The sequence below is a fragment of the Kitasatospora sp. NPDC007106 genome, assembly GCF_040634455.1.
Taxonomy (GTDB): domain Bacteria; phylum Actinomycetota; class Actinomycetes; order Streptomycetales; family Streptomycetaceae; genus Kitasatospora; species Kitasatospora arboriphila.
In genome coordinates this window covers 1-3,703 of record NZ_JBEYFP010000603.1, presented here as the reverse complement: position 1 = coordinate 3,703, position 3,703 = coordinate 1, and the positions used below count along the sequence as shown (strand labels likewise).

At 68.8% G+C, this 3,703-nt stretch carries 4 protein-coding genes; all 4 read left to right on the top strand.

Annotated elements, in window-relative coordinates:
* A partial coding sequence (locus ABZ641_RS29240) for a cobalamin B12-binding domain-containing protein (protein WP_359986544.1) occupies positions 1–571 on the top strand: 571 nt, incomplete at its 5' end.
* Between the two features lie 10 nt (positions 572–581).
* Entirely contained in the window at positions 582–1,556 is a 975-nt protein-coding gene (locus ABZ641_RS29235) for a CoA ester lyase (protein ID WP_344622039.1), read from the top strand.
* Positions 1,557–1,595: 39 nt separating this feature from the next.
* Positions 1,596–2,099 carry a MaoC family dehydratase gene (locus ABZ641_RS29230; RefSeq protein WP_359986541.1) on the top strand — a complete coding sequence of 168 codons (504 nt, stop codon included), beginning with the start codon at positions 1,596–1,598 and terminating at the stop codon, positions 2,097–2,099.
* A 164-nt stretch (positions 2,100–2,263) separates the two neighbouring features.
* Entirely contained in the window at positions 2,264–3,466 is a 1,203-nt protein-coding gene (locus tag ABZ641_RS29225) for an acyl-CoA dehydrogenase family protein (protein WP_030266688.1), read from the top strand.
* The last annotated feature ends 237 nt before the right edge of the window (positions 3,467–3,703 follow it).

Below are 3,703 nucleotides of genomic sequence, written 5' to 3'. Positions count from 1 at the left end.
TACTTTATATGTCTTGTGGTGTGTGGAGTTCAGAGGTGTGCTCTGCCGATCGGGGGCGGCCGAGCCCGGCGGCGAGCCCCCCGCCGTCCGCGAGGCGGTCGCCGCGACGGCCGCCGAGCTCGGCACCGGCAAGCTCCGCCTGCTGGTCGGCAAGCCGGGCCTCGACGGTCACTCCAACGGCGCCGAGCAGATCGCCGTCCGGGCCCGCGACGCCGGCTTCGAGGTGGTCTACCAGGGCATCCGGCTCACCCCGGAGCAGATCGTCTCGGCGGCCGTCGCCGAGGACGTCCACTGCGTCGGCCTGTCCATCCTCTCGGGTGCCCACCCCGAGCTGGTGCCGGACGTCCTGCAGCGGCTGCGCCGCACCGGGGTGGAGGATGTGCCCGTGATCGTCGGTGGCATCATCCCCGCTGCGGACGCCGAGGCCCTCAAGGCCGCCGGTGTCGCCGCGGTCTTCACCCCGAAGGACTTCGGCATCACCACCATCATCGGCCGGATCGTGGACGAGATCCGGCTGGCCAACAGGCTCCAGCCGTGGGCCGCGGCGCCGCACTCGACCGCGACCAGCTGACCGGGAAGGAATCACCACCCCCATGACCACCGTCAACCGCCTCCGGCCGCGCCGCTCCTGCCTGGCCGTGCCCGGCAGCAACCCGCGCTTCCTGGAGAAGGCCCAGGGCCTCCCGGCCGACCAGGTCTTCCTCGACCTCGAGGACGCCTGCGCCCCGCTGGTCAAGGAGAGCGCCCGGCACAACATCGTCGACGCCCTCAACAACGGCGACTGGGGCAACAAGACCAAGGTCGTCCGGGTCAACGACTGGACGACGCACTGGACGTACCGCGACGTGATCACGGTCGTCGAGGGCGCCGGCCCGAACCTCGACTGCATCATGCTGCCGAAGGTCCAGGACGCCGAGCAGGTGAAGGCGCTCGACCTGCTGCTCACCCAGATCGAGAAGACCATGGGCTTCGAGGTCGGCAAGATCGGCATCGAGGCGCAGATCGAGAACGCCAAGGGCCTGATCAACGTCGACTCGATCGCGACCGCCTCGCCCCGGCTGGAGACCATCATCTTCGGCCCGGCCGACTTCATGGCCTCGATCAACATGAAGTCGCTGGTCGTCGGCGAGCAGCCGCCCGGCTACGACGCGGACGCGTACCACTACATCCTGATGCGCATCCTGATGGCCGCCCGCGCCAACGACCTGCAGGCCATCGACGGCCCCTACCTGCAGATCCGCAACGCCGACGGCTACAAGGCGGTCGCCCGCCGCGCCGCCGCCCTCGGCTTCGACGGCAAGTGGGTGCTCCACCCGGACCAGGTCGCCGCCGCGAACGAGATCTTCTCGCCCTCGCAGGAGGACTACGACCACGCAGAGCTGATCCTCGACGCCTACGACTGGTGCACCTCCGAGGCGGGCGGCGCCAAGGGCTCCGCGATGCTCGGCGACGAGATGATCGACGAGGCCAGCCGCAAGATGGCCCTGGTCATCGCCGGCAAGGGCCGCGCCGCCGGCATGGAGCGCACCAGCAAGTTCGAGCCCCCGCAGGCCTGACCCGCCCGCCCCCTTCCCAGGCCTCCTAAGGACACTCCCATGCAGTTCGGACGCACCTACGAAGAGTTCGAGGTCGGCGCGGTCTACAAGCACTGGCCCGGAAAGACGGTCACCGAGTACGACGACCACCTCTTCTGCCTGCTCACCATGAACCACCACCCGCTCCACATGGACACCAACTATGCGGAGAAGACGACGGACTTCGGCAAGAACGTCGTCGTGGGCAACTACATCTACTCCCTGCTGCTCGGCATGTCCGTCCCGGACGTCTCCGGCAAGGCGATCGCCAACCTGGAGATCGAGTCGCTGCGCCACGTCGCCCCGACCTTCCACGGCGACACGATCTACGGCGAGACGACCGTCCTCGACAAGTGGCCGTCCAAGTCCAAGGACGACCGCGGCATCGTGTACGTCGAGACCAAGGGCTACAAGCAGGACGGCACGGTCGTCTGCATCTTCCGCCGCAAGGTGATGGTGCCGACCGCGACGTACACCAAGGAGCGCGGCGGCGAGCAGCCCGGCCGCCCGACTCCTGCCTCCTGAGACCCCGGACGGGTAGGCCGCCGTCATCGGCCTCACCCCACCCGGCCCCGGGGGCCCTGCTGCCGCAGCCACGCCGGCAGGGCCCCCGACAACGACTTCCGTGCTCCGGCACGAGCCGCTCTTCCCTCCCCCCACCCTCACGCCTTCAGATAGGGAGCCGCACGATGGGACGCCTCGCACAGACCGACGGCCTCACCGAGATCCAGCGGGACATCCTCGCCACCGTGCGGGACTTCGTCGACAAGGAGATCATTCCGGTCGCGACCGAGCTGGAGCACAAGGACGAGTACCCGACCGCGATCGTCGAGGGGATGAAGCAGCTCGGCCTGTTCGGCCTGACCATCCCCGAGGAGTTCGGCGGCCTGGGCGAGTCCCTGCTGACCTACGCTCTGGTGGTCGAGGAGATCGCCCGCGGCTGGATGTCCGTCTCCGGCATCGTCAACACCCACTTCATCGTGGCGCACATGATCAACGCGCACGGCACCCAGGAGCAGAAGGAGTACTTCCTGCCGCGGATGGCGGCCGGCGAGATCCGCGGTGCCTTCTCGATGTCCGAGCCGGGCCTCGGCTCCGACGTCGCGGCGATCTCCACCAAGGGCGTCAAGGACGGCGAGTTCTACGTCCTCAACGGCCAGAAGATGTGGCTGACCAACGGCGGCACCTCCACCCTGGTCGCGGTGCTCTGCAAGACCGACGAGGGCGGCTCCACCCCGTACAAGAACATGACCACCTTCCTGATCGAGAAGGAGCCCGGTTTCGGCCCGAACCCGAAGGTTCCCGGCCTGACCGTGCCCGGCAAGATCGAGAAGATGGGCTACAAGGGCGTCGACACCACCGAGCTGGTGCTGCAGGACGTCCGCATCCCGGCCGACCGCATCCTGGGCGGCGTCCCCGGCAAGGGCTTCTACCAGATGATGGACGGCGTCGAGGTCGGCCGCGTCAACGTCGCCGCCCGCGGCTGCGGCGTCGCCCGCCGCGCCTTCGAGCTGGGCATCTCCTACGCCCAGCAGCGCACCACCTTCGGCAAGAAGATCGCCGAGCACCAGGCGATCCAGTTCAAGCTCGCCGAGATGGCCACCAAGGTCGAGGCCGCGCACCAGATGATGGTGATGGCCGCCCGCAAGAAGGACAGCGGCGAGCGCAACGACCTCGAGGCCGGCATGGCCAAGTACCTCGCCTCCGAGTACTGCAAGGAGGTCGTCGAGGACGCCTTCCGCATCCACGGCGGCTACGGCTTCTCCAAGGAGTACGAGATCGAGCGCCTCTACCGCGAGGCCCCGATGCTGCTCATCGGTGAAGGTACTGCGGAGATCCAGAAGATGATCGTCGGTCGGCGGCTGCTCGAGGAGTACCGCCTGGCCGACTGATCAGGCACGTCCCCGACTTTCCGCATGGTCGGGCACGGGCGTGCGGGCCCGTTCCCGGCCCCCTGCCGCACCGGTACGGCCTGGTCAGCCGTGGGGGGCGGTGCGGCGGGCCCGGAGGCGGCCGCAGGGCGCATACCAGCATGCTCGCGGGCCTGCGCCTTCACGTACTCCGGGTCCTGCCAGCGGGCCTTCGCCCGCCGGAGCTCGTCGACCTGCTGCCGGGCGTGCTCCGCCCTG